Source organism: Micromonospora sp. NBC_01655, assembly GCF_026339755.1.
Lineage (GTDB): Bacteria > Actinomycetota > Actinomycetes > Mycobacteriales > Micromonosporaceae > Micromonospora.
The window spans coordinates 364,721-389,497 of sequence record NZ_JAPEQF010000001.1; the positions used below are offsets into that span (position 1 = coordinate 364,721).

The following is a 24,777-nucleotide window of genomic DNA, read 5'->3' on the forward strand; positions in this document are numbered from 1 at the left end:
CATCCTGGTACCTTATCGTCAAGGTGGTGATAAAGAGATGGGCGAGTACCCCCCCTTCGCCGTGACGGCCGACCTGGTGGTGTTGACCGTCCGCGCCGGCGAGTTGGCCGTGCTGCTGATCCGCCGGGGCATCCCCCCGTACGAGGGACGGTGGGCGCTGCCGGGCGGCTTCGTCGGCATCGACGAGGACCTGCCCGACGCGGCCGTCCGGGAGTTGGCCGAGGAGACCGGCCTGCCCGAGCCGGCCGGGCACCTGGAGCAGCTCGGCTCGTACGGCCGGCCGGAGCGCGACCCGCGCGGCCGGGTGGTCACCGTGGCCTGGCTGGCGCTCCTGCCCGACCTGCCCGCCCCGGTCGCCGGCTCGGACGCGGCGTCGGCCGACTGGGTGCCGGTCGCCCGGTTGCCTCCCGGCCAGCTCGCCTTCGACCACGACCGGATCCTGGCCGACGGGCTGGAACGCGCCCGGGCCAAGCTGGAGTACACCCCGCTGGCCAGTGCCTTCTGCCCGCCCGAGTTCACGGTGGCGCAGTTGCGCGGGGTCTACGAGACGGTCTGGGGCACCCACCTCGACCCGCGCAACTTCCACCGGAAGGTGACCGGCACCCCCGGCTTCGTCGAGCCGGTCGGCCGCTCCACGGAGGGCGAGCGGGGACGGCCCGCACAGCTCTTCCGGCGCGGCCCGGCCACCCTCCTGCACCCGCCGATGCTCCGCCCGCACTGAGCACCCGCCCGATGGGTGGCCGGCCGGCCGACGGCCCGGTCGAGGGGCCCGACGGGCGGCGGGGCCGGGACCGCCCCGGCCCGACGGCCGGGGCGAGCGGCGGGGCCGGGACCACCCCGGGGGCGGGCGGCTAGCCGAGCGCGGCGTACACGACCCCGGCGACCAGTCCGCCGACGGCGCCGCCGACCACCACCTGCGACCGCGTGTGGGCGCGCAGCCGCACCCTGGACCAGCCCGCCAGGACGGGCAGCGGCGCGGCGGCCAGCAGCGGGGCGCCGAAGGTGAGTACCAGGACGACCACCGCCCCGGCGGCCACCGCCGTGTGGATCGACATCTTCCACCAGTGGCTCACCGTCACCGCCACGACCAGCCCCACCACGCCGGCGGCCACCAGGGCCAGCAGCGGGCGGGGCGCACCGAACGCCGCGAGCAGGGCCCACCCGACCGCCACCGAGGCCAGCCCGAACAGCAGCGGCAGCCGGCGCTGTTCGCGTACGCCGACGTGGTGGTCGGTGAGCCGCCCGCGCCGCACCCCACCGAGGATGTACGCGAACGGGATGCCGCTGGCGAAGACGGTGGCGAGCAGCCCCCACGCCAACCCGTGCGCCCCGCCCCGGGCGCCGTGCCAGGCGACCACCACGGTCAGCAAAGTCACCAGGACGGCGGGCGCGGTCAGCTCGGTGACCAGCCGGGCGATCCGCCGGCCGGGACCGGCCGGCGCGGCCGGGACCGGCGACTCGGCGGGTTGGCCCGGCCCGCTCAGCGCCCCGTCCCCGGTCGCGCGGGCCGGTCCCCGCTCCGGCCGGTGCCGCGCGCCTGCCCGCCGATCCGGTTCACGCTCCACGACCCGGGAGCGTGCCACCCGGCCGGGCCGGCCGGACGGCCGGGTCGGCGGTCGCGCCGGGGCTGCTCGTGGTCGGCTCCGAGCTGGTCGAGGGCTCGCTGTCGCCCGGCGGGGAGGGGTGCGTCGAGCCGGAGAGCGTCACCGTGGGCTCGGCCGTGGGCGTTGGCTCCGGCGTCGGCGGGTCGGTCGGCGACGGCACCGGCGTCGGGCGTGGCGCCGGGGTCGGGGTCGGGGTCGGCGAGGGGGGTGCCGGGGGCGGCCGGGGGGCGGGCGGGGGAGTGGGCGCCGGGGGCGGCGGATGGCGTACCGGATCCGGGTCGGACCGGTCGGGGTCGGCCGCCGGGGCCGGCGGCGCGAGGCCCGGGCCGGCCGGCCCGGTCGACGGCACCACGACCACACTCGGCCGGGCGGACGGGATCGCCGTGGGCCGGCCGGTCACGGGCAGCGGGACGACCACCGGGCCGACGGACGGGGTGGGGATGAACGGGGTGCCGCTGGCCGGCAGCGCCGTGCTGCCCATCGTGGCCGAGCCCGCGCTGACGGCGGCGAGGATCGGCATCGAGGCGGTGCCGGCGAGTAGGGCGACGGTGAAGAGGTAGCCCCGACCGGGGCCGCCGGAGCCGGGGGCGCGGTGCGCGCCGACCACCCGGCGGTAGCCGCCCACCGCGCGGTGCCGACCGAGCAGCGGAACGGCCGGACCCTCACCTGGCTGGGACACGGACACTCCTCGTCGTCGGGCATGGTCACGGGCGGCAGGGCGTCGAGACAAACGGACATAAGCCCACGAAAGGCGCGCCCCGGCATCATCAGCTTGGCCCAGTGACGGCCAGTTCACCAGGCACCACAGCGTGTCGACACACAATTTGTCCGCCGCGCTACCCGGGCCGCGAATCCGCCTACGACAAATCCCTTGATGAGCCACAAAGCCGACAGCGGCCGGAAACCTGGGGCGGGCGTACTGTGGGGCCCCTCACCTCCTCTGCGAATATGGACCACGACGGCAACGCAGCCGCGACCTCCGCGCACCCCGCGGCAGGCGCGGTTGGGCGCCGGCGCTCCCGAACCGGGTTCGTCCCACGGATCCGGCTCACGCCGCGCGGCAACCCTCACCGGGGCTAGGCGCGGCCGCCAGGACCAGCCCGGCACCGGCCGGGCCGGCGCACGATTTGCGCGGACGGGTCACCCCCCGGCGCCGACGCAGACACGACAGGGAGAGACGGATGGCAAAGGGCGACCCCGGGGTCACCACCCGCGGCCGGCGGGCGGCACCCCGTTCCAAGCGAGCCGCGGCGGCTGCCGGCGACCCGGAACTCGTACAGCTGCTGACGCCCGAGGGCGAGCGCGTCGAGACCTCGGTGGGCCCGGACGGGACGGAGTACCGCGTCGACTTCACCGACGAGGAGTACCGCGGGCTCTACCGCGACCTCGTGCTGGTGCGCAAGCTCGACGCCGAGGCCACCGCGTTGCAGCGGCAGGGCGAGTTGGGCCTGTGGGCGAGCCTGCTGGGCCAGGAGGCCGCGCAGGTCGGCTCCGGCCGGGCGCTGCGCAGCCAGGACATGGCCTTCCCGACGTACCGGGAGCACGGCGTGCTCTACTGCCGGGGCATCGACCCGATCATGCCGCTCGGCCTGTTCCGGGGCGTCGACCAGGGCGGCTGGGACCCGAACGAGTTCAAGTTCAACATGTACACGATCGTGATCGGGGCGCAGACCCTGCACGCGACCGGGTACGCGATGGGCGTCGCCGTGGACGGCAAGACCGGCGGCGACGACGGCGAGGCGGTGATCGCCTACTTCGGCGACGGCGCCACCAGCCAGGGCGACGTGAACGAGTCCTTCGTCTGGGCCAGCGTCTTCAACGCCCCGCTGGTGTTCTTCTGCCAGAACAACCAGTACGCCATCTCCGAGCCCCTGGAGCGGCAGACCCGGGTTCCGCTCTACCGGCGGGCCGGCGGCTTCGGCTTCCCCGGCGTCCGGGTGGACGGCAACGACGTGCTCGCCTCGTACGCGGTGACCCGGCACGCGCTGGACAACGCGCGGCACGGCCAGGGCCCGAGCCTGATCGAGGCGTACACCTACCGGATGGGGGCGCACACCACCTCCGACGACCCGACCCGGTACCGGATCGCCAGCGAGGTCGAGGCCTGGCAGGCCAAGGACCCGATCGCCCGAATGAAGGCGTTCCTGACCAGGCAGCAGATCGCCGACGCGGACTTCTTCGCCGCCGTCGACGAGCAGGCCCGCACCGAGTCGGTGCACCTGCGCGAGCGGGTGCTCGCCATGCCCGACCCCGAGCCGGCGACGATGTTCGACCACGTCTACCCCAACGGTTCCCCCGAGCTCGACGAGCAACGGGCGCAGTTCAGCCGCTACCTGGAGTCGTTCGAGGGGAGTGCCCACTGATGGCCACTGAGACACTCACCCTCGGCAAGGCGCTCAACACCGGCCTGCGCCGGGCCCTGGAGGACGACCCGAAGGTCGTCATCATGGGCGAGGACGTCGGCAAGCTCGGCGGCGTCTTCCGGATCACCGACGGGCTCCAGAAGGACTTCGGCGACCAGCGGGTGATCGACACCCCGCTGGCCGAGTCCGGGATCATCGGCACCGCGGTCGGCCTGGCCATCCGCGGCTTCCGCCCGGTCTGCGAGATCCAGTTCGACGGCTTCGTCTACCCGGCGTACGACCAGATCGTGTCGCAGGTGGCGAAGATGCACTACCGCTCGCAGGGCAAGGTCCGCATCCCGATGGTCATCCGGATCCCGTTCGGGGGCGGCATCGGCGCGGTCGAGCACCACTCGGAGTCGCCGGAGGCGTACTTCGCGCACACCGCCGGCCTGAAGGTCGTCACCTGCGCCAACCCGCAGGACGCGTACTCGATGATCCAGCAGGCGATCGCCTCGGACGACCCGATCGTCTTCCTGGAACCGAAGCGGCGCTACTGGGAGAAGGGCCCGGTCGACGTGGACGCGCCGCTGTCGCAGGCGTACCCGCTGCACTCGGCCCGGGTGGCGCGGCCCGGCACGGACGCGACCGTGCTGGCGTACGGCCCGATGGTCCGCACCTGCCTGGACGCGGCGACCGCCGCGGCGGAGGACGGCCGGGAGCTGGAGGTCATCGACCTGCGCACGCTCTCCCCGCTGGACCTGACCGGCGCGTACGAGTCGGTGCGGCGCACCGGCCGGTGCGTGGTCGTGCACGAGGCCCCGGGCAACCTGGGCCTGGGATCGGAGATCGCCACCCGGATCACCGAGGAGTGCTTCTACTCCCTGGAGTCCCCGGTGCTGCGGGTGACCGGCTTCGATACCCCCTACCCGGCCTCCCGGGTGGAGGAGGAGTACCTGCCCGACCTCGACCGGGTGCTCGACGCCGTCGACCGCACCTTCGGCTGGTGAGCGTCATGTCGCGGATCAAGGAGTTCAACCTGCCCGACCTGGGCGAGGGCCTGACCGAGGGCGAGATCCTCGCCTGGCTGGTCAAGGTGGGCGACGTCATCGAGCTGAACCAGCCGATCGTCGAGGTGGAGACGGCCAAGGCGGCCGTCGAGATCCCGGCGAAGTGGGCCGGCCAGGTGCGGTCGATCTTCCACCCGGAGGGCAGCACGGTCGAGGTCGGCACGCCGATCATCGCGATCGACACCGACCCGGGCGCCGGCCCGATCGAGGAGTCGACCACCGACGCCCCGTCGGCGGCCTCGCTGGCGGCGGTCGAGGTGGCCCCGAGCGAGGGCGCGATCGAGCCGGGCCTGATCGGCGGCCCCGCCCCGGGTGGCCGCACGGCGGTCCTGGTGGGCTACGGCCCCCGCACCACGGCCGCCAAGCGCCGCCCTCGCAAGGTCGGCGTCCCGTCCCCCACGCCCCCCGCCAGCTCCGCCGATCATGGAGTTGCGGTGGGCGACAAGCCCGCCTCGATCGCAACAATCCCGGCACCCCAGGTCCATGATCGACGCAACGGGGCCGGGCTGGTGCTGGCCAAGCCGCCGGTGCGCAAGCTCGCCCGGGACCTCGGCGTCGACCTCGGCGTGGTGACCGGGTCGGGGCCGCTGGGCTCGATCACCCGGGAGGACGTACAGCGGGCGGCGAGCGGGGCCGAGCCGCTGACGGTGGCAGCACCGACCACGGTGGCCGCGAGCTTCGGCGCGGACCGCGAGCAGCGCATCCCCGTCAAGGGGGTACGCAAGCTCACCGCCGAGAACATGTCCCGCTCGGCGTTCACGGCCCCGCACGTGACGGAGTTCCTGACCGTCGACGTCACCCGGGCGATGAAGGCCCTGGACCGGCTGCGCGGCCGGCGGGAGTGGCGCGACGTCCGGGTCTCGCCGCTGCTGCTGGTGGCCAAGGCGGTGCTGCTCGCGGTGCGGCGGCATCCCATGGTCAACTCGACGTGGGCCGGCGACGAGATCGTCGTCAAGGACTACGTCAACCTGGGCATCGCCGCGGCCACCGAGCGTGGGCTGATCGTGCCGAACATCAAGGACGCCGGCCGGCTGTCGCTGCGTGAGCTGGCGGACGCGATGACCGACCTGGTGCAGACGGCCAAGGCCGGCCGGACCTCGCCCGCCGCCATGTCCGGCGGCACCCTGACGATCACCAACGTCGGGGTGTTCGGGGTGGACACCGGCACGCCGATCCTGCCCCCGGGCGAGTCGGCGATCCTGGCCTTCGGCGCGGTCCGTGAGCTGCCCTGGGTGCACAAGGGCAAGGTCCGGCCGCGTCAGGTGACCACGCTGGGCCTGTCCTTCGACCATCGGATCATCGACGGTGAGCTCGGGTCGAAGTTCCTCCGCGACATCGGGGACTTCCTGGCCGACCCGGAGGCGGCGCTGCTCGCCTGGACCTGACGGTTAGCCGACACCAGCCACGGCCGGTGTGCCACGGGTGAACGCCCGGCACACCGGCCGTTGCCGTTGGTAGAAGAAAACCCCCGTCCACGGCTCCGTTGACCTTCGATCCTTAAGCCCGTGTCTCAGCTCACCTAAGAATCGATGGATTATCCGCCCGCGTTGCGCTTCAATGGATGCATCAGGGGCTGACAACCGAATAGCCAGGAGGAGAGATCCAGATGAGCATGATCGAGCGAATCCGCAACCGCCGCGACGCCAACCGCCGTGCCCGCGCCATCGAGCACGCGCTGCGTTCCGCCAACTCGCCCGCGGTCCGCGACGAGCTTCTCGCCATCGCCCAGCGTCACATGAGCTGACGCCCCGCACGTTTCTCACCTCCTCCAGTTCGACGACCCGCCCGGTCAACCCGGGCGGGTCGTCGGCGTTTCGGACCGATTGACACCGGGATTCCGCCTCGCGGCACCGCCCGGTACGGTGGGGCTCGGTCGTCATCCGCACGTCCGGAACCCGTCGCGCCGATAGAAGCTGCTCGACACGGTCCAGCAACGCGGAGTGACGGCCGGTGCTCCCCGGATGCCACGGGCGGTCACCGGATACGGTGCGGGGAGTCCCCACGGCCGGTACCGCCGGCGGCGCCGGCACCCACGCCGACGCACCGTCGGCATCGGCGGCCGACATGTGATGGAGGAGGCGCACCGATGACGTCCGAGGGCCCGCACCACCCCGGCCAGGAGCCGGACGAGGTGTCGCCGGGCACCGGCGCACCGGCGCCGTACGGCGTCGCCAACCCGGACCTGGGCTGGGCGCCCCCGCCCCCCACGGCCCGTCCGAGTCCGCCAGCTCCCGGCTGGACGGCGCAGAACGACCAGCCGGCCACGGCGGCCTGGGGCGCCGCCGCCCCGCCGAACGCCCAGCCGCCGACCGCCGCGTGGGGTGCGGCCCCGCAGGGTGACCAGCCGCCGACGGCGGCCTGGGGCGCCGCACCGCAGAACGACCAGCCACCCACCGCCGCGTGGGGCGCCGCCCAGGTGCCGGCCCAGCAGCCGGAGCCGGCCCGGCCGGACGCGTGGGGCCCGCCGGCCGCCACGCCGCAGCCCGCCTGGGGCCAGGCCGACCAGCCGACGCCGGGCTGGAGGCAGGAGGAGCAGCCCGGCCCCGCCTGGGCCGCCACCGCGCCGCCCACTCCGCCCGGCTCCGCCGGTGGTCCGCCCCAGCCGGCCTGGGGAACCCAGCCCGAACAGCCGGCGCCGGCCTGGGCCGACCAGGCCGAGCAGCCGCCCGCCGCGTGGGGCCAGACCGAGTCGGCCGCCCGAGGCGCCGCCCGCGTCCCCGGCCAGGCCACCCCACCCCCGGACGCCTGGCCCGCCCAGGACGACGCCAACGGCTGGAACCCCACCGGCCAACAGGACGACGAAGCTGGCCGCTCCGGCTGGAACGCCGGCGGACAGCCGGACGACCCGGCCCGCTCCGGCGGCTGGAACACCGGCTCCCCCTCCGCCCAGCAGGACGACCCCGCCCGCTCCGGCGGCTGGAACACCCGGCAGCAGGACGACGAGCCCGCCCACCCGGACGGCTGGCCCCCGGCCGAGCAGGTCGCATACGCCGGCAAGGCCGAGCAGCCGCCCGCCGCGTGGGGCCAGGCCGAGTCGGCCGCCCGAGGCGCCGCCCGCGTCCCCGGCCAGGCCACCCCACCCCCGGACGCCTGGCCCGCCCAGGACGACGCCAACGGCTGGAACCCCACGGGCCAACAGGACGACCAGCCCGCCCAACCGGGCGGCTGGATCGCCGGCGGACAGCCGGACGACCCGGCCCGCTCCGGCGGCTGGAACACCGGCTCCCCCTCCGCCCAGCAGGACGACCCCGCTCGCTCCGGCGGCTGGAACGTCGGCGGGCGGCAGGACGACCCGGCCCGCTCCGACGGCTGGGCCGCGACGGAGGGTAAGCCCGACGACCAGTCCCAGCCGCCCGCCTGGGCCGGTGCGGACGGGCCGGCCCAGCCCGGCGCGTGGGGCGCGGCGTCCGTGCCGCAGCAGCAGGAGGAGGACCGGCCGGCCGTCCCGGACTGGGCAGCGGCCGAGCCGACGTCGGTCCCGCCGGCCCGGGCCACCGCCACCGTCGGCGTGGACGGACCGCCCTCGTGGGGCACGCCGGCGGAGAACCAGCAGCAGTGGCCCGCACCGGACCGGACCGAGCGGCCCGCCGTGCCGGACGTCGAGCCGTGGGCACCGGGCGAGGCGTGGGGACGCTCCGCCGAGGCGGAGCCCGCCGCGCCGCAGCCGGCCGGCAACGGCTGGGAGTCCGAGCGGTCGGAGGACCGGCCGCTGTACCAGCCGGCCCCGGCTCCGGGGATCTCGCCGGCCAACGCCGTCCCGCTACCGCCGCAGGAGCAGCGGGTGCCCGGTGCCAGCCTGGCCGCCGCCCCGCCGGCCCAGTTCCCTCCCCAGGTCCAGCCGGCCGTCGAGCCGGCCGGCCGCGAGGGCGGGCCGCCGGCCTACGAGCCGGAGCCGGCGGGAGCCGACAACGGCTGGGGCCGCGTCGAGGAGCCGCAGTCTCCGGCCGGCCCGGTCGTGCCCGCTCCCCGGCTGTCGCCGGAGGGCCAAGCGTCCGCCCGGGCGGCCGTATCCCTGCCCGAGACGGGGGAGCCGGCGGCGGGCAGCATCTCGGCGAGCGCGTCCGTGCCGCTGGCCAGCCGAGTCATGCCCCCGCCCGACCAGGCCCTGCTGCCCGGCGGAGCGCCCGCGCCGCAGCCCCGGGTGTACGGCCGGCCCACCCGCCCCGAGCCGGCCGAGGAGCCGGAGCAGGCAGAGCAGCACGGTTTCCACCCCGACCCCAACCCGCCGCACCGCTTCGAAGAGCCAGGCCCGCAGGGACGGTTCGACGAGCCGGGGCAGCAGGGACGCTTCGACGAGCCCGGCCCGCAAAGCCGGTTCGACGAGCCGGGCCCGCCGCAGCGGTTCGACGATCGGGGGCCGCAGCGCTTCGACGAGCCCGACGGGCAGCACGGGTACGGCGACAGGCCGGCCGCCGCGGCGGCGGCAGTTCCGCCCACGTTCCCGCCCGGCGTGCCGTCCTTCGTGGACCCGCCGGCCAGTAACCGGCCCGTGAACGGCGTCCGGCCGCACGACGGCGACCGGCCGGGTGACCAGTTCGGCGGCCCGGCCACCCAGGTCAGCGGCGGCACCGCCGTGCAGGGGCACGGCCCCGCCCCGTTCGGCGAGCCGGCCCAGGGCGGCTTCCCGCCGCAGGGCCAGCAGTCCGGCTCGTCCTGGGACGCGGAGTCCGAGCAGGGCCGGTTCGACGCGTTCAAGCCGGACGCAGCCGAGCAGAAGACCGAGGCGCCGGTGCCGAAGGTGCGCAACGGCCGGGTGCTGGCCGTCGTACTGGTGGCCGCCGTGCTGATCCTCGCGGTCCCGCTCGGCCTGCTCATGCTGCTCGGCAAGGTCGGCGGTGGCAAGACGCCGGCCTTCGACCCGGCGGTCGGCTCCTGCGTGAAGCAGGTTGGCGGCAACGCGACATCGGCGACCTGCGGCGACGCCGGCGTCTTCACGGTGGTGTCGAAGGTCGACGCCAAGGAGAAGTGCGCCGACCCGGCCCAGCCGTACGTCATGCTCCAGGGCGACGTGCCGAACAAGGTGCTCTGCCTGAAGCCGTCCACCAAGTAGCGGATTCCCGGGGGCGGGGCCACGGACCACCGTGGCCCCGCCCCCGTCGTACGCCGCCGGGTGTGACGCGCGGGGTGTTGGCCGAGCGGCGGTCCCGTCGGACAGGCTGGGGATGAGCGCACGAGTACGGGCCCCGGAGCGGACGGGGTTGCGGTGGGCTGGACCTGAAGCCCCGGCTAGCGGCGGTTTGCCCGCGTAACCAGGAACCAGACCAGGCCGCCCACGAGCGCGACGGACGTGACAAGACAGCACAGCGTGGCGATGTGCCACGGCTTGATTGCACCCATGCCGCGCACCGTACCGGTACCGCCGGCTGTCCGAAGGCCCCCGAGGAGACCATGCCTACCGCGAAGCGCCGATAGTACCGGCTGGCCGCCGGCCCGATCCCGCGCCGGGTGAGGGGCCTTGTTGCATTACACATCTGCGACGCTTCCTCGGCCGCGGTCTCGGCCAACCGCTACGCCTCGGGGTCGACGAAGGCGGTGTGGTCGAAGCGGACGGCGTCCGGCCAGCTTCAACGTGACATGGCAGGCTGACAGCTATGGGAACGACACCGCGCGTACGTGCCCCCGAGCTGCGGGGCCGGCAATGGCTCAACACGGGTGGACAGAACCTGACGTTGCAGGACTTTCGAGGGCGCTGCGTCTTGTTGGACTTCTGGACCTTCTGCTGCATCAACTGCCTGCACGTGCTCGACGAGCTGCGCCCGCTGGAGGAGAAGTACGCCGACGTGCTGGTGGTCGTCGGCGTCCACTCGCCGAAGTTCGAGCACGAGAAGGACCCGGCCGCCCTCGCCGCCGCCGTCGAGCGGTACGGCGTGCACCATCCCGTCCTCGACGATCCCGAGCTGGACATGTGGCAGCAGTACGCGGCCCGGGCCTGGCCGACCCTCGCGGTAATCGACCCCGAGGGTTACGTGGTGGCCACCATGGCCGGCGAGGGCCACGCCGAAGGGCTGGCCCGACTGGTGGACGAGCTGGTCGCCACCCACGAGGCGAAGGGCACCCTGCACCGGGGCGACGGCCCGTACGTGCCGCCCGTCGAGCCGGAGACCACCCTGCGCTTCCCCGGCAAGGCCGTCCCGCTCGACGGCGGGAACCTGCTGGTCTCCGACTCGGCCCGGCACTCCCTGGTCGAGCTGGCCCCCGACGGCGAGACGCTGGTCCGCCGGATCGGCTCGGGCGACCGGGGGCGGGCCGACGGCCCGGCCGGCGCCGCCGCGTTCTCGGAGCCGCAGGGGCTGTGCCGGCTGCCGGAGCACGTGGCCGAGGTGGCCGGGTACGACCTGGTCGTCGCGGACACCGTCAATCACCTGCTGCGCGGCGTGAAGCTGGGCACCGGCGAGGTGCTCACCGTCGCCGGCACCGGCCGGCAGTGGCGCTCCACGGTGGACGACCACGCCCACGACGCGCTCTCGGTCGACCTCTCCTCCCCCTGGGACCTGGCCTGGTACGACGACAAGATGATCGTCGCGATGGCCGGCATCCACCAGCTCTGGTGGTTCGACCCGATCCGGCGCACGGCGGGGATGTATGCCGGCACGACGGTCGAGGCGCTGCGCGACGGCCCGCTGGCCGAGGCGTGGCTGGCCCAGCCGTCCGGCCTGTCGGTGTCGACCGACGGCGCGCGGCTGTGGATCGCCGACAGCGAGACCAGCGCGGTCCGGTACGTCGAGAACGGCGTCCTGGGCACCGCCGTCGGGCAGGGGCTGTTCGACTTCGGCCACGTGGACGGGCCGGCCGACCGGGCGCTGCTCCAGCACCCGCTGGGCGTCTGCGCGCTGCCGGACGGCTCGGTGCTGGTCGCCGACACCTACAACGGTGCGGTCCGGCGGTTCGACCCGGGGTCCGGCCAGGTGTCCACGGTCGCCGACGGGCTGGCCGAGCCGAGCGACGTGGTGCTGACCGCCGACGGCGGGGTGCTGGTGGTCGAGTCGGCGGCGCACCGGCTGACCCGGCTGGCACCGGGCGCGCTGTCGGCGGCCGGGGCGAGCACGGTCGACGGCCCCCGGCACCGCACCGAACGGAGGCCGACGGACGTGGCGCCCGGCGAGGTCACCCTCGACATCGTCTTCACCCCGGCTCCGGGGCAGAAACTGGACGAGACGTACGGTCCGTCGACCCGGCTGGTGGTCTCGGCGTCCCCGCCGGAGCTGCTGCTGGACGGGGCGGGCACCGGCAACGAGCTGTCCCGCCGGCTGGTGGTCAACGACGCCGTGGCCGGCGGAGTGCTCCAGGTGACCGCCCAGGCGGCAACCTGCGACGCCGACGTGGAACACGCGGCCTGCCACCTGACCCGGCAGGACTGGGGCGTGCCCGTCCGGGTGGTCCAGGGTGCCACGGCCCGGCTCCCGCTGGTCCTGCGCGGCCTGGACACCTGACCGCCGCCCACCCACCGGCCCCGCTGCACCGGCGCGGTTGCACCGGCTCGTCCCGCGCCGGACCGGGGTCCGGCGGGCCCGGCCCGTTCACCTGAACGGGGTGGGGGTGACTCCCGCGTCGATGAGCGCGGCCCGCACCAGGGCGGCGGACGCCACCGCGCCCGGGGTGTCCCCGTGCAGGCAGATCGACTCGACCGGGCAGGGAACGACGCTGCCGTCGACCGCGATCACGGTCCGCTCGGTGGCCATCCGGACGGCCCGCTCGGCCACCCGCTCGGGGTCGGTGACCAGCGCGCCGAGGGCCGTGCGGGGCACCAGCGTGCCGTTGGGCAGGTAACCCCGGTCGGCGAATCCCTCGGCGACCACCCGGATGCCCGCCCCGGTGGCGAGCTGGGCGAGCACCGAGCCGGGCGCGCAGAGCACCGGCAGCTCGTGGTCGTAGTCGTTGATCGCGGCGACCAGCGCGGCGGCCTGCGACTCGTCGACCGCCGCCGCGTGGTAGAGCGCGCCGTGCGGCTTGAGGTACCGGACCTGGATGCGGAACGCCCGGCAGAACGCGTCGAGCGCGCCGAGCTGGTAGATCACCTCGTCGCGCAGGTCGGCGAAGGCGTACGCGATGTGCCGCCGGCCGAAGCCGGCGAGGTCGCGGTAGCCGACCTGGGCGCCGACGGTGACCCCGCGCTCGGCGGCGGCGGCGCAGACCCGGCGCATGGTGGACGGGTCGCCGCCGTGGAAGCCGCAGGCGACGTTGGCCGAGGTGATCAGGTCCAGCAGCGCCTCGTCGTCGCCGAGCCGCCAGATGCCGAAACCCTCGCCGAGGTCAGCGTTGAGGTCCATGGAACCTCACCGTAGTACCTGGGCGGGCCTGCGCGAGTCCGGTCACGTCGTCCACCACCCCGACGACCGGATAGCCGCCGGTGGTCGGATGGTCGGCGAGGAAGATCAGCGGCTGGCCGTCGGCGGGCACCTGCACCGCGCCCAGCACGATGCCCTCGCTGGGCAGTTCCCCGGCCACCGCGCGGGGCAGCGGCGCGCCGACCAGTCGCGCGCCGACCCGGTTGCTCACCGCGCTCACCGTGTACGCCGTGCCGAGCAGCAGGTCGAGCGCGGCCGGGGTGAACCAGTCGTCCCGGGGGCCGGGGCGCAGCCCGAGAAGCAGCTCGACCGGGGCCGGGCGGCCGACGGTGCCGTCCACCGGCGCGGGGTCGCCGGCCGGGGCGCCGAGCGGCAGGGTGTCGCCGTCGCGCAGCGCGGGCGGCCCGAGGCCGGAGAGCGTGTCGGTGGACCGGCTGCCGAGCACAGGTGCGACGGCGATCCCGCCGGCCACCGCGAGCCAGCTCCGCAGCCCGGCGCGGGCCGGGCCGACCCGCACGACCGTCCCGGCCGGGACCGCGAGGGGCCGGCCCACGTCGCCGGGCCGGTCGCCGACCCGGACGTCGACGTCCGCGCCGGTGATCGCGACCGTGCCGGCCCGGGTCAGCCGCAGCGCGCAGCCGGTCAGGGTGATCTCCAGGCCGGCGGCGGCCTCCGGGTTGCCGACCAGGCGGTTGGCCAGCCGCAGCGCCATCGGGTCGAGCGCCCCGGACCGGGGCACGCCGAGGTGCGCCCAGCCGGGCCGCCCCTGGTCCTGCACGGTGGTGAGCGCGCCGGCCCGGAGCACCTCGATCCGGCCCGCCGGACCGGCGGGTCGGGCGCTCACCTGGCCACCAGGCGGACCCGGGTGCCCGGGCTGAGCCGGGCCGGCGGGTCGGCGCGCACGTCGAACAGGGTCAGGTCGGTCCGACCGACCAGCAGCCAGCCGCCGGGCGACGCGCCGGGGTAGATCCCGGCGTACGGGCCGGCCAGGGCGACCGAGCCGGCCGGCACCCGGGGCCGGGGGGTCGACAGCCGGGGTACGGCCCACTGCGCCGGCAGCCCGGTCAGGTACGCGAACCCGGGCGCGAACCCGCAGAAGGCGACCCGGAACTCGGTGCCGGTGAGCCGGGCGACCACTTCGGTCACGTCCACCCCCCAGTGGCCGGCGACGGCGGGCAGGTCCGCGCCGTCGTACCCGACGGGGACATCGACCTCGTCGCTGGGCGCGGCGGCGTCGGCGGGCCGGGGCGTCCAGCCGGCGACGAGCGCGGCGGCCCGGGCCGGGTCGGGCACCCCGTCGAGCAGCACGGTACGGGCCGCCGGGACGATCTCGACGGCGGTCAGCTCGCCGGCTGCCCGGCGACGCCACAACTCGGCGCGCCACGACTCGACCTGGTCGGGGTCGTCGCAGTCGAGCAGCAGGGCGTTCGCGCCGACGGGTCGGATCCGCATCCCGTCATGATTCCCGATCCGGCGGAGGGCCAGGGGCATCGGACCCGCCGATTCCGTGACCGGCGGCACTACTTGCAGGTAACCTACGGTGCCGTAACCTAGGTGTGTGACGACCTCCGCCCCGCTTCGACTCAAGCCGGTCGACATCGGAAAGCCCCGGATGCGGGGCTGGCTGCACACCTACGCGTTCTTCGTCGCGCTCGTCTGCGGCATCGTGCTCTGCTCCATCGCGGCCAGCCGGCCCGGCTGGGCCCCGCTGGTGAGCTGCCTGGTCTACAGCCTGACCGTCTGCGGGCTGTTCGGCACCAGCGCGCTCTACCACCGCCGGGTGTGGTCGGAGCGCGGGTACCAGATCATGCGCCGGATGGACCATTCGATGATCTTCGTGTTCATCGCCGGCACGTACACGCCGTTCTGCGTCCTGCTGCTGGACGTCCGGCACGCGACCACCATGCTCGCCCTGGTCTGGGGCGGCGCGCTGGGCGGGGTGGCGGTGAAACTGATCTGGCCGCACGCGCCGCGCTGGGTCTCCGCCCCGCTCTACCTGGCGCTCGGTTGGGTCGCGGTGGCGATGCTGCCGCAGATCCTGCGCTCCGGCGGGGTGACGGCGCTGGTGCTGCTCGCCGTCGGCGGGGCGATCTACAGCGTCGGCGCGGTCTTCTACGCGCTGCGCCGCCCCAACCCGTGGCCCACTGTCTTCGGCCACCACGAGTTCTTCCACGCCTGCACGCTGGTGGCCGCGATCTGCCACCACATCGCGATCTACTTCGCCCTGTTCGCCTGAGCCGCCGCGCCGCCCGCCCGACCGAGGCCCGCACGACCGGCGCCCACCGCCGGTCCGCAGGCGGGTCGCCGGCCGGGGACGGGCCGGGGGCGGCCGGGTCGTACGTCAGACCGTCCGGCCCGGGCGGCGCACCTCGCGGTACTCCTGCACCACCGGCTCGCCCTGCACCGGCACGCCCCGGTCGGCCACGATCCGGTTCTCCCGGACCGGGGTGGCCACCACGGTCCGCCGGCCGCGGTTCCAGAAGTAGAGGGTGGTGAGCAGGCCGACGACCCCGGCGAGCATCAGCACCCAGCCGACTACCCCGAGGTTGAGCCACCCCAGGTCGGCCTGCACGGCGAACGCGAAGATCGCACCCAGTGCGATGAGGAAGATGCTGGCACCAATGCCCATTTCGTCGCCTCCTTGGCTATCAGCTGGCGCTGCTACCCGCCGCGGCCATGGATGAGGTTGCGGCATCCATCGACATACCCCGGCACTCCACCCGCCAATCGGGCAAGCTGGGTCCATGACGGACGCCGCGGGTACGGAACGGACGCTGGTGCTGCTACGGCACGCCAAGGCGGAACCGCCGGGCGACGGCGCGGACTCCGACCGGCGGTTGACCGCGCGGGGGCACGCCGACGCTGCCGCCGCCGGCGCCTGGCTGGCCCGGCACGGACTGCTGCCCGACGTGGTGCTCTGTTCGACCGCCAGGCGCAACCGGCAGACCTGGCACGGGGTGGTGCAGGGCCTGTCCGGCTCGTCGGACGAGGCCGGGCCGGCCGGCTCCGCCCCGGCGGTGCGCTACGAGCCGGGCGCGTACGAGGCGCAACCGGCGGAGCTGCTGGCCCTGGTCCGCTCGGTGCCGGCGGAGGCGACGACGGTGCTGCTGGTCGCCCACAACCCGGGCGTCTCGCTGCTCTCGGCGCTCCTCGACCCGGAGCGGGCGGACCAGCAGGGCCTGCGCACCACCGACGTCGTGGTGCACCGCACCCGGCTGCCCTGGGCCGACCTGCGCCACGCCGCCATCACCGCCCGCCACACCGCGCGGGGCTGAACGCGCGGCGGGCGGGGCTGAACACGCGCGGCGGGCGGTGGCAACGGGGCGGGACGCGTGGCAGGGGCCCCGGTGCGACCGGGGCCCCTGCTCACGGGCTCGCTCAGGACGGCGGAGCCGTGGGCGGCGGCGGATCGGGCGGAGGCGGCATCATCGCGGTCGGATGCGACAGCCGGTTCTCCTCCACGATCAGGGTGCGCGCCCGCTTGCGCCGGTCCTGCCAGAACCAGAGCGTGGTGAGCAGCACGGCCAACCCGGCCAGGATGAACACCCAGCCGACCGCGCGCAGGTCCACCCACCAGACGTTCGCCCGGATGGCGAAGGTCAGGATCGCGCCGATGGCGATCAGGAAGATTCCGCTACCAATGCCCATGTGCGCTGCACCCCCACGTGCGGTGGCTCTGGGCGTTCACTGACTACGTCCGGGCCAGGGTTACCCGCCCGTGCCGGCAACTACCCGGGACAGGGCCGGCGATAGCGGTACGGGTCGCCCGGACCGGCACGGCGGCGACACGGCGGCGGCCGGTGAGCTGTCCGCTCGCCGGCCGCCGGTCGGTGCCTGGGTACCGCCCTGGCTCAGAAGGCCTCCTCCGGGAGGTCCATCACGTCCAGGTCGGTGTTCTCGATGATCCGCCGGTCCGCGCCGAGGCGGGGCAGCACCTCGCGGGCGAAGAACTTCGCGGCGGCCACCTTGCCGGTGTAGAACGCCTTGTCCTTGGCGGACAGCTCGCCGTTCAGGGCACGCAGGGCCACGTCGGCCTGCCGCTGGAGCAGCCAGCCGACGACCAGGTCGCCGATCGCCAGCAGGAACCGTCGGCTGCTCAGGCCGACCTTGTAGAGCGCCCGGGGGTCGCCGGCCTGCGCCTCGCCCAGCCAGCCGGTGAGCACGCCGAGGATGGTCTGGATCTCGGCGAGCGCCTTGCCGAGCGCCTGCCGCTCCTGCTTGAGCTGGCCGTTGCCGCCCTCGGAGGTGATGAACTCCTGGATCTCGGCGGCCACAGTCGTCAGGGCCTTGCCGTTGTCCCGGACGATCTTCCGGAAGATCAGGTCGAGGCTCTGGATCGCCGTGGTGCCCTCGTACAGGGTGTCGATCTTGGCATCCCGGACGTACTGCTCCAGCGGGTAGTCCCGGAGGAAGCCAGACCCGCCGAACGTCTGGAGCGCCTCGTGGCCGAGCATCTCGTACGCCCGCTCCGAGCCGACGCCCTTGACCAGCGGCAGCAGCAGGTCGTTGACCCGCTTGGCGATCTTCGTCGCCTTCTCGTCGCCGGCCGCCTCGGCGATGGCGACCTGGTCCTGCCAGGTGGCGGTGTAGCAGACCAGGGCGCGCAGGCCCTCGGCGTACGACTTCTGCAGCATCAGCGAGCGGCGCACGTCCGGGTGGTGGGTGATGGTGACCCGGGGCGCGGTCTTGTCGGCCTGCTGGATCAGGTCGGCGCCCTGCACGCGGTTCTTCGCGTATTCGAGGGCGTTGAGGTAGCCGGTGGAGAGGGTGGCGATCGCCTTGGTGCCGACCATCATCCGGGCGTACTCGATGATCATGAACATCTGCCGGATGCCGTCGTGCCGGTCGCCCAACAGCCAGCCCTTCGCCGGCACACCGTGCTCGCCGAAGGTCATCTCGCAGGTGTTGGAGACCTGAATGCCCATCTTGTGCTCGACGTTGGTGGCGTAGACGCCGTTACGCTCGCCCAGCTCGCCGGTGTGCTCGTCGAAGTGGTACTTCGGCACGACGAACAGCGACAGCCCCTTGGTGCCCGGGCCGCCGACGCCCTCGACGCCGACCGGGCGGGCCAGCACGTAGTGCACGATGTTGTCGCTCAGGTCGTGCTCGCCGGAGGTGATGAAGCGCTTCACGCCCTCGATGTGCCACGAGCCGTCCGGCTGCGGGACGGCGCGGGTGCGGCCGGCGCCCACGTCCGAGCCCGCGTCCGGCTCGGTGAGCACCATCGTGGAGCCCCACTGCTTCTCGATGAAGAGCTTGGCCCACCCCTGCTGCCGCTCGGTGCCCTCGACGTGCAGCACGTGCGCGAACGACGGGCCGGAGGCGTACATCCAGACCGGGGCGTTCGCGCCGAGCACCAGCTCGGCGAGCGACCACCAGAGGGCGCGCGGGGCGTTGGTGCCGCCCAGCGCCGGCGGGAGGTCCAGCCGCCAGAACTCCGAGTCCATGAAGGCCTGGTACGACTTCTTGAACGACTCCGGCAGCGGGGCGGTGTGCGTGGCCGGGTCGAAGACCGGCGGGTTCCGGTCACTGTCCGTGTAGCTGGCGGCCAGGTCATCGCGGGCCAGGCGGTCCACCTCGGCGAGGAAGCTACGCGCGGTGTCGATGTCGAGATCCGAGTACGGCTCCTGGCCGAACGCCCGGTCCGCCCCGAAGACCTCGAACAGGTTGAACTCGAGGTCCCGAAGGTTGCTCTTGTAGTGGGTCATGCTCGCTGGCCCCGCTTCCGGACAGGTGTTACCGATCAGTAACTGAGACTGTATTACCCGCCGGTAGGAAGCGACAAGCCGATCGCGGAAGTGACAGCCATTACACACCCGCGTTTCGACGGTCGCCGGGCCAACGAAGCGGCAGGTCAGCGGCCGTCGGGGCACCGCAGCCGGGTGCCGAGTGACGAAATCGTGCCCTTTCCTGGCACGGGGCGCGTGGGTGGCGGGGCGGGGCGGGGCCGTCGCCGTCAGCCGTCGGCGGCGCCGACCTCCCAGCTCGGCACCGGGGCGGTCGCCACGCTGCTCGGGCCCGCGTACTCCATCAGGACCAGGGCGATGTCGTCGTCGAGCCGGCCGTGCACCCACTCGACCAGTGCGGTCTCCAACGAGGCCAGGCCGTCGCCGACCGTGCCGTGGCCGAGCAGCCGCCAGGCCCGGTCGGCGGTCGGGAAGAACTCGCCGTCCCGGCGGGCCTCGCCGAGACCGTCGGTGAACAGCAGCAGGCGGTCGCCCGGCTCCAGGCGCTCGACCCGGGGGCGGACGACCGGCATGAAGCCCAGCGGCGGAGCGGGGGCCGGCGGTTCGAGGGGGATCACCGCGCCCCGGCGCAGCAGCAACGGTGCCGGGTGGCCGCAGTTGACGATGGTGAGCGTCCCGCCCCGCTCCTCGACCAGCGCGGCGGTGACGAAGTCCTCGTCGCCGACGTTGCGGGCCACCGCCCGGTCCAGGTCGGTCACCACGGCCCGCAGGTCGGCCCGCTCGTACGCCACGTGCCGGTACGAGCCGAGCACGATGCTGGCCAACCGGACGGCGTCCAGCCCCTTGCCCCGGACGTCACCGATGATCATGCGGACGCCGTACGGGGTGTCGATCGCCTCGTACAGGTCGCCGCCGATCTCGGCGGTCGCCGTGGAGGAGATGTAGCGCCCGGCCACCGCCAGGGTGCCCACCTGCGGGCCGAGTGGACGCAGCACCGCCTGCTGGGCCACCGCCGCCAGTTTGGACAGCTCGGCGATCTGCTCGGCCTGCCGCTCCCGGACGGCTGCCACCGCCCCTGCGATTGTGGTGGCCAGCGCGATGCCGGCCACGTTGACCGCGGTCACCAGCGACGTCGTCGGCTCCATCAGGGCGAAGGTGGACCCGATCGCGGTGGCGGCGGCGCCCACCCCGAGCACCACCCGCCAGGAGGCGAACACGGCGGCGAGGAAGGGCGCGGCGACCATCAGGGCGACGTAGTGGGCCGGGCGCCCGTCCGCCAGCTCCACCCCGGAGATGATCGCGAGCAGGGCAAGGGCCGCGCCGAGGCCGGCGCGGGATCCGGGGCTCAGCGGGCCGCGGCCCGACTGGAAGGCATGCGTGCGTACGAGGGACAGCATGCCTGATCGACGTGGACCGGTGAATGAACCTGGCCCGTCGTCCGAGGATGTTCTGGCCGGCCGGTCCGTGGCGCCGGACCGACGGGTAATGGCCGCCTCGCCCACCGCCGGGGCCGTCGCGTCAGCCCAGGACCTCGTACTTCACCGTGAGCGCGCCGACGTCGACGGAGGCGATGGTGGCGAACGCGGCCCGGGACAGGTCGATGCAGCGGCCCGCGATGAACGGGCCACGGTCGTTGATCCGCACGGTGACCGACTTGCCGTTCGCCGGATTGGTCACCCGGACCCTGGTGTCGAACGGCAGGGTCTTGTGCGCGGCGGTCAGCGCCTCGGGATCGAAGGTCTCCCCGTTGGCCGTGAGCTGGCCTTCGTCGTAGAAGGACGCGCCACAGGAGCCGCTGTCGACGACGGTGCTGGTCGGGGCGGGCTTCTTCGTCGTGGCGGCCGGCTTCGGCGCGACGGTGCGGGCCTTGCTCCGCGACGCGGCCTGGCTCCGGGTCGCCTTCGGGCTGGCGGTGACCGTGGGCGAGGGGCTGGCGCTCGGCGACAGGCTCGCGCTCGGCGACACCAACGGCGAGGCCGACACGGTGGGGATGTCGGCGAGGCTGGTCGCCGGGGCGTCGACGAGGACCGGCGAGGAGTCCGCCGGCTCACCGGAGGCGAGCTGGACGGCGCCGACGGTCCCACCGACGGCGAGCGCGACGCCGACGGCCGCGGTGGCCGCGATGCCGGCCGGCGAGGAGAACATGCGGGTACGGGAGTGCCTACCAGCCACCGGCCCGTCCTTTCGTCGTCGCTGAACAAACCGGCCCGGACCGTAGCGAGAGAAGCACTTCCGAAGTCAACGTGATCATGGTGCTATGTTGGCATTTGCTCGCATACGTGTAGCCGATCATCCGAGGCGAGGTGGCCCGCTCGGCCCCGGACCCGGCCGACACCGCGCGGGTCGCGGATGCCGCAGGATGGGCGGCATGCCCGCTGAGCTGAGCGAACGTCTCGTCGAGCTGTTCCGGTGGATCGATCCCGGTCCGGAGAGCAGCCACCTGGTCAGCGACGTCTCCGGCTGGTGGCGGGACCCGGCCGTCCTGGCGGAGCTGGGGCCGGCCCTGGTCGCGCCGTTCCGGGCCGCCCGGCCGACCGTGGTGCTCGCCCCGGCCGTCACCGGTCTGCTGCTCGGCCCGCTCGCCGCCACCGCGCTCGGGGTGGGCTTCGTGCCGGCGCACAAGGCGACCGACGGGCGACTGCCCGCCGGGGCGACCACCTGGGCGCACAGCCCGCCCGACTTCCGGGGCCGCCGGGTCGAGCTGGGCGTCCGGGACCGGCACCTGGGCCCCGGGGACCGGGTGCTGGTGGTCGACGACTGGGTGGCCACCGGCGCCCAACTCCACGCCCTGTACGCGATCTGCGCGACCCGGGGAGCGGAGGTCCTCGGCACGTCCGCCGTGGTCGTCGACTGCCCGCCCGTCCTCGCCGCCGAGCTGCGGGTACGCGGCCTGCTCGACGCCGCCCGGCTGGGCTGAGCGGCGACTGTTGACCTGAAGCGAGGTTGAAGTCGGACGATCCGTGCATGGACGACGGGATCCTGGACGAGGCGTACCGACGGCTGCACCGGACCGGCCCCGAGTACGAGGGCTGGCTGTCCAACCACGGGCCGATGGCGGCGGAGGCGCTGGCCCGGCACGGGCACGGGGACCGGGTGCACCGCTGGCTGGACGGCTACCTGCGCCGGCTGGACGAGCTGCCGCGCGGCCTGCGGCCGGTCGACGACTGGCGGGAGGCGCTCGGCGACCCGAAGCGGGCCGGGGACTGGCTGGCGCACTTCGACCGGGAGCTGCGTGAACGCCCCTGGCGGGAGGTGCTCGGCACCTGGTGGCCCCGGCTGCTGCCCGGCATCGCGGCCGGCGCCACCCATGGCGTCATCCGGGTGGGGCACGCCGTGCGGGCGCTACGCGCCGACGAGACCAGCCCGGACCGGCTCACCGAACTCGGCCAGGCGCTCGGCTACTGGGCGGCCCGCTGGCAGCCGGTGCCGGGCGCGACCCCACTGTCGGCCACCCCGGTCGAGGCAGGCACCGGGCGGGCCGACCCGGCAGGGACGGTCGAGGCGGGCACCGGCCGGGCCGACCCGGCCGGCACATCTGCCGGACGCGCCTGGACGCCCGCGAGCGCAGGCGATCCGTCCGACCCGGGGGCCGGGCGGATCGGGGTGGCCGCCGCACTGGCCGGGCTGCCCCGGATCGCCGACCGCACCGGCGGCATCCGGGAACGGTTGGGGCGGTTGCCCGACGTACCGGGCTGGGAGGCCTCGCTCGCGGCGCTGCGCCCCGCGCGGACCCCGGCCGAGGCCGAGCGAGCGCTCGCCGAACTGGTGCGCCGGGCGTGCCTGGACTACCTCCGGTACGGGCACGCGGAGCCCGTCATGCTGGTGCACGCGGTGACCGCGCCGACGGCGGTGCTGCGTACCCTGCCGGCGCTGGACCCCGGGCTCTGGACGCCGAGTCTCGCCGCGGCCTGGTCCGCGACGGCGGCGGTGACCGCCGGGTACGCCTCCACGGCCGGCGTGGTGCCCCCGGCCGTGGCCCCCGCCACCCCGGCGGAGGTCTTCGCCCGGGCGGCCCGGCACGGCGACGAGCACGTGGTGAAACTCGCCGACGCGGTGCTCGACGCGCACGCGGCGACCGGCGACGAACGGGTGCTGACCTCGGCCGGGTACGCCGGGCAACTCCTCTGACCGCCGAGGTCCGACGGCGGCGGAACCGGGCGGCGGCGGGCGGGCGGCGGGCGGCGGGCCTGCGTATCCTCGGCAGGATGTGGCCTCGCATCGGTGGACTGCGCTCCCTCGCCCTCGGCACTCCCGGCGAGCTGCGGGCGCGACTCAACGCCCTGGTGCTCGCCGGGGTCAAGACGGCGACCGCCGGCCTGACCGACGAGTACGCCGAGGAGGGCGAGGAGCTGGAGCGGGCCGGCGAACGGCTGGCTCTCGTGGACGACCACGACGCGCTGGTCGGGGTCGTCGAGGTGACCGGCGTCGAGGTGGTTCGCTTCGCCGACGTCTCCTGGGACTTCGCCCGCTCGGAGGGCGAGGGCGACCGGTCCGTCGAGGAGTGGCGGGCCGGACATGCCGCCTACTGGGCCCGGGTCGGCACCCCCGTCACCGACGACACCCAGGTCGTCTGCATCCGGTTCCGGCTCGTCTCGACTGAGGGCGGCACCGCCACCTGAGGCACACGAAGGCCCCTGCTGACGCTCGGGAGGTCTCCTGCGCACCACCGCCGGAGCCGCACCGTCAGGGCGGCGCAGCGGCCAGGCGGGAGCGGTGGGGCGGTCAGGCGGGAGCGGTGGGGCGGTCAGGCGGGGGCGAGGCGGCGCAGCTCGGGCAGCAGGCGGGTGGCCGCGTCCGCCAGGACGGCCTCGTCGCCCACGTACCAGCTACTGGCCCTCGGCCAGTGCGTGACCACGTCGGTGAAGCCCAGGGCGGCGGCCCGCCCGACCTGCTGGGCGAGGAAGTCCGCGCTGCTCAGCGAGAAGACCGGGGCGGAGTCGAGGGAGAGATAGCGGTCCAGGGTGGCCGGGTCGCGGCCGGCCTCGGCCAGCGTCCGGTCCATCCGGGCGGCGAGGTCGGCCACGGTCCCCCACCAGGCGTCCAGGTCGTCACCGCCCGCGCCGGTGGTCACCCAGCCCTCCCCGAACCGGGCCACCAGCCGCATCGAGCGGGGGCCGTTGGCGGCCATCACGAACGGCACCCGGGGGCGCTGCACGCAACCGGGGTTGTTCCGGGCGTCCACGGCGGCGAACCACTCGCCGCGCCACGTCGTCCCGTCCTCCCGCAGGATCAAATCGAGCAGCTCGGCGAACTCGGCGAGCCGGTCGACGCGCTGGCGCGGCGGCAGCGTCTCGCCGCCCAGCACGGCCGAGTCGAATCCGATGCCGCCCACGCCGAGGCCGAGCAGGAACCGGCCGGCGGAGACGTCGTCGAGGGCGGTGATCTGCCGGGCGAACGCCGCCGGGTGCCGGAAGTTGGGCGAGGCGACCAGGGTGCCGAGCCGGATCCGGGAGGTCACGGTCGCGGCGGCGGTCAACGTCGTCATCGAGTCGAACCACGGCCCGTCGACCAGGTCCCGCCAGCCCAGGTGGTCGTACGTCCAGGCGTGGTCGAAGCCCCACTCCTCCGCCTGCCGCCACCGGCGCTGCGAGTCCGACCAGCGCTGGTCGGGAAGAATCACGACGCCAATCCGCATGATCGCCAGCGTACGGGCTACCGGGCTCCGTCCGGCGTCTGGTCGCCAATCGCGGGACCGTCCCGTCGTCCAGGGTGTCCGGTTCGGTGACCGACTGACCCGCCCGCCCATGCCTCGGTTCCTCCACACCGGGACCAGCGACCGGCCACGGACC

General features: G+C 74.6%; 23 protein-coding genes. 12 read left to right on the forward strand and 11 right to left on the reverse strand.

The annotated features are described in order from the left end of the window. The first annotated feature begins 37 nt into the window (after positions 1-37). Complete coding sequence (locus OOK41_RS01850) at positions 38-721, forward strand: NUDIX domain-containing protein (RefSeq protein ID WP_266262638.1); 684 nt, start codon at positions 38-40, stop codon at positions 719-721. A 130-nt stretch (positions 722-851) separates the two neighbouring features. On the opposite strand, the gene OOK41_RS01855 is transcribed toward OOK41_RS01850, so the two are convergent. Continuing rightward, the gene (locus tag OOK41_RS01855) at positions 852-1,484 is read right to left on the reverse strand and encodes a phosphatase PAP2 family protein (protein ID WP_117668112.1); all 633 of its coding nucleotides are present in this window, start codon (positions 1,482-1,484) and stop codon (positions 852-854) included. A gap of 70 nt (positions 1,485-1,554) precedes the next feature. Further along, on the reverse strand, positions 1,555-2,283 hold the full coding sequence (locus OOK41_RS01860; protein ID WP_266262640.1) for a hypothetical protein: 729 nt from the start codon (positions 2,281-2,283) through the stop codon (positions 1,555-1,557). A 502-nt stretch (positions 2,284-2,785) separates the two neighbouring features. On the opposite strand from OOK41_RS01860, the gene pdhA reads away from it, so the two are divergent. The 6 genes from pdhA to OOK41_RS01890 all read left to right on the forward strand — a co-directional run bounded on the left by pdhA (position 2,786) and on the right by OOK41_RS01890 (position 12,446). Further along, positions 2,786-3,967, forward strand: coding sequence for a pyruvate dehydrogenase (acetyl-transferring) E1 component subunit alpha (gene pdhA, locus OOK41_RS01865; RefSeq protein ID WP_266262642.1), 1,182 nt, complete (start codon positions 2,786-2,788; stop codon positions 3,965-3,967). After that, a complete protein-coding gene (locus OOK41_RS01870; RefSeq protein ID WP_266262644.1) occupies positions 3,967-4,956 on the forward strand; it encodes an alpha-ketoacid dehydrogenase subunit beta in 990 nt (329 codons plus the stop codon). The genes pdhA and OOK41_RS01870 overlap by 1 nt, the downstream gene beginning before the upstream one ends. A gap of 5 nt (positions 4,957-4,961) precedes the next feature. Then, positions 4,962-6,401 (forward strand): dihydrolipoamide acetyltransferase family protein, encoded by a 1,440-nt coding sequence (locus tag OOK41_RS01875; RefSeq protein WP_266267709.1) that lies wholly within the window; start codon positions 4,962-4,964, stop codon positions 6,399-6,401. 221 nt (positions 6,402-6,622) lie between these two features. Then, positions 6,623-6,760 carry a hypothetical protein gene (locus OOK41_RS01880; RefSeq protein ID WP_165878079.1) on the forward strand — a complete coding sequence of 46 codons (138 nt, stop codon included), beginning with the start codon at positions 6,623-6,625 and terminating at the stop codon, positions 6,758-6,760. Between the two features lie 342 nt (positions 6,761-7,102). Further along, positions 7,103-10,066, forward strand: coding sequence for a hypothetical protein (locus tag OOK41_RS01885; protein WP_266262647.1), 2,964 nt, complete (start codon positions 7,103-7,105; stop codon positions 10,064-10,066). Positions 10,067-10,607: 541 nt separating this feature from the next. Then, positions 10,608-12,446 (forward strand): NHL domain-containing thioredoxin family protein, encoded by a 1,839-nt coding sequence (locus OOK41_RS01890; protein WP_266262649.1) that lies wholly within the window; start codon positions 10,608-10,610, stop codon positions 12,444-12,446. Positions 12,447-12,533: 87 nt separating this feature from the next. Here OOK41_RS01890 and OOK41_RS01895 read toward each other — a convergent pair whose 3' ends face one another. Genes OOK41_RS01895 through OOK41_RS01905 form a run of 3 tightly spaced genes read right to left on the reverse strand, consistent with a single transcriptional unit; the run spans position 12,534 to position 14,753 of the window. Continuing rightward, positions 12,534-13,283, reverse strand: a complete 750-nt coding sequence (locus OOK41_RS01895; RefSeq protein ID WP_117668036.1) for a LamB/YcsF family protein — start codon at positions 13,281-13,283, stop codon at positions 12,534-12,536. Further along, on the reverse strand, positions 13,267-14,145 hold the full coding sequence (locus OOK41_RS01900) for a biotin-dependent carboxyltransferase family protein (RefSeq protein ID WP_117668037.1): 879 nt from the start codon (positions 14,143-14,145) through the stop codon (positions 13,267-13,269). The genes OOK41_RS01895 and OOK41_RS01900 overlap by 17 nt, the downstream gene beginning before the upstream one ends. Next, positions 14,142-14,753 carry an allophanate hydrolase subunit 1 gene (locus OOK41_RS01905; protein ID WP_117668038.1) on the reverse strand — a complete coding sequence of 204 codons (612 nt, stop codon included), beginning with the start codon at positions 14,751-14,753 and terminating at the stop codon, positions 14,142-14,144. Before OOK41_RS01905 ends, OOK41_RS01900 begins: the two co-directional genes overlap by 4 nt. 106 nt (positions 14,754-14,859) lie before the next feature. Between OOK41_RS01905 and OOK41_RS01910 the strand changes: the two genes are divergently transcribed. Then, positions 14,860-15,537, forward strand: a complete 678-nt coding sequence (locus tag OOK41_RS01910) for a hemolysin III family protein (RefSeq protein ID WP_266262653.1) — start codon at positions 14,860-14,862, stop codon at positions 15,535-15,537. Positions 15,538-15,642: 105 nt separating this feature from the next. Here the strand turns inward: OOK41_RS01910 and OOK41_RS01915 are convergent, their stop codons facing one another. Beyond that, on the reverse strand, positions 15,643-15,930 hold the full coding sequence (locus tag OOK41_RS01915; protein ID WP_117668040.1) for a DUF6458 family protein: 288 nt from the start codon (positions 15,928-15,930) through the stop codon (positions 15,643-15,645). A 115-nt stretch (positions 15,931-16,045) separates the two neighbouring features. Here OOK41_RS01915 and OOK41_RS01920 point away from each other — a divergent pair, with 115 nt between their 5' ends. Continuing rightward, positions 16,046-16,576, forward strand: a complete 531-nt coding sequence (locus tag OOK41_RS01920; RefSeq protein WP_266262656.1) for a histidine phosphatase family protein — start codon at positions 16,046-16,048, stop codon at positions 16,574-16,576. A 103-nt stretch (positions 16,577-16,679) separates the two neighbouring features. Here the strand turns inward: OOK41_RS01920 and OOK41_RS01925 are convergent, their stop codons facing one another. The 4 genes from OOK41_RS01925 to OOK41_RS01940 form a co-directional block, all read right to left on the reverse strand. Further along, positions 16,680-16,949, reverse strand: coding sequence for a DUF6458 family protein (locus OOK41_RS01925; RefSeq protein WP_043961115.1), 270 nt, complete (start codon positions 16,947-16,949; stop codon positions 16,680-16,682). Positions 16,950-17,152: 203 nt separating this feature from the next. Beyond that, complete coding sequence (locus tag OOK41_RS01930; RefSeq protein ID WP_266262662.1) at positions 17,153-19,009, reverse strand: acyl-CoA dehydrogenase; 1,857 nt, start codon at positions 19,007-19,009, stop codon at positions 17,153-17,155. Between the two features lie 248 nt (positions 19,010-19,257). Further along, positions 19,258-20,385, reverse strand: a complete 1,128-nt coding sequence (locus tag OOK41_RS01935; protein WP_117668043.1) for a PP2C family protein-serine/threonine phosphatase — start codon at positions 20,383-20,385, stop codon at positions 19,258-19,260. Positions 20,386-20,506: 121 nt separating this feature from the next. Continuing rightward, positions 20,507-21,160: a septal ring lytic transglycosylase RlpA family protein gene (locus OOK41_RS01940; RefSeq protein ID WP_266262663.1), complete on the reverse strand. Its 654-nt coding sequence runs from the start codon at positions 21,158-21,160 to the stop codon at positions 20,507-20,509. 196 nt (positions 21,161-21,356) lie between these two features. Between OOK41_RS01940 and OOK41_RS01945 the strand changes: the two genes are divergently transcribed. The 3 genes from OOK41_RS01945 (at position 21,357) to OOK41_RS01955 (ending at position 23,607) form a co-directional block, all read left to right on the forward strand. Continuing rightward, positions 21,357-21,905, forward strand: a complete 549-nt coding sequence (locus tag OOK41_RS01945) for a phosphoribosyltransferase family protein (protein ID WP_266262665.1) — start codon at positions 21,357-21,359, stop codon at positions 21,903-21,905. Positions 21,906-21,952: 47 nt separating this feature from the next. Next, positions 21,953-23,116 carry a questin oxidase family protein gene (locus tag OOK41_RS01950; RefSeq protein ID WP_266262667.1) on the forward strand — a complete coding sequence of 388 codons (1,164 nt, stop codon included), beginning with the start codon at positions 21,953-21,955 and terminating at the stop codon, positions 23,114-23,116. 77 nt (positions 23,117-23,193) lie between these two features. Next, the gene (locus OOK41_RS01955) at positions 23,194-23,607 is read left to right on the forward strand and encodes an ASCH domain-containing protein (protein ID WP_266262669.1); all 414 of its coding nucleotides are present in this window, start codon (positions 23,194-23,196) and stop codon (positions 23,605-23,607) included. 125 nt (positions 23,608-23,732) lie between these two features. On the opposite strand, the gene OOK41_RS01960 is transcribed toward OOK41_RS01955, so the two are convergent. After that, entirely contained in the window at positions 23,733-24,623 is an 891-nt protein-coding gene (locus OOK41_RS01960; RefSeq protein WP_117668046.1) for an LLM class flavin-dependent oxidoreductase, read from the reverse strand. Positions 24,624-24,777: the final 154 nt, after the last annotated feature.